Genomic DNA, 714 nt, shown 5'->3' on the forward strand with positions numbered 1-714 from the left:
GCAAGCTCAGCAGGAATATTTTTATAATTGATTTTTTCATTATCATCATTTAGTTTTTTAGGATCAAGTAAAGAAGGGTAGGGATGATTTTCCTGTTTATATTTTTCTTTAAAATCATTTGATAACAACCAAGTATTAATAAGATCAAAATGTTTTATAAAAAAATCAAAATTATGAAATATGTTTTCTAATATAGGATTATAATCTTTGTGTTGTTTTAAAATATAAACCAAACTTTGAATGTTTATCTTATGATTTTTTATAGTTGAATTATAAAAATGATAATGTAAATTTTGAGGTAATATACTAATAATATCTTGAATATTTTTATATAACTTATATTTTTCTTTTAGTAAAGAAGGTAATTTAAAATATCCTCCCTTATACCATGTTTTATGAGCACAAATTAAAGTTTCTCCTAACATATAAGAAAGATGGTATTTATATTTTATACTTTCATTGTAGTCTTTACAAAATTCCACTTTAGAATATGCAAGATGAGGAAATATTTTAATAGTTTGTTTATATAGTTTTTGCTCTTTTTTATACTGTTGTTTTATCTTATATAATTTATATAATAAGACTATATATCCCCATTCTTTATATTGTTTTTTATGCTCTATAATAGCAAGACCTAGTTTATAAGAAAGTGAATTTTTTATCCTATCTATAGCACTATTTGGATTAAACATTAATACCTCTTAAGTTTTTTTA

Annotated in this window: 1 pseudogene; it reads right to left on the reverse strand. The window is 21.3% G+C overall.

The features are described 5' to 3' along the window. A pseudogene (locus tag L8Y18_RS08600) lies at nucleotides 1-692 on the reverse strand (capsular biosynthesis protein); the annotation flags it as partial. Nucleotides 693-714 lie beyond the last annotated feature (22 nt).

It is taken from the genome of Campylobacter sp. CNRCH_2007_0968H (genome assembly GCF_025773245.1).
GTDB classification, from domain to species: Bacteria; Campylobacterota; Campylobacteria; order Campylobacterales; family Campylobacteraceae; genus Campylobacter_D; species Campylobacter_D lari_D.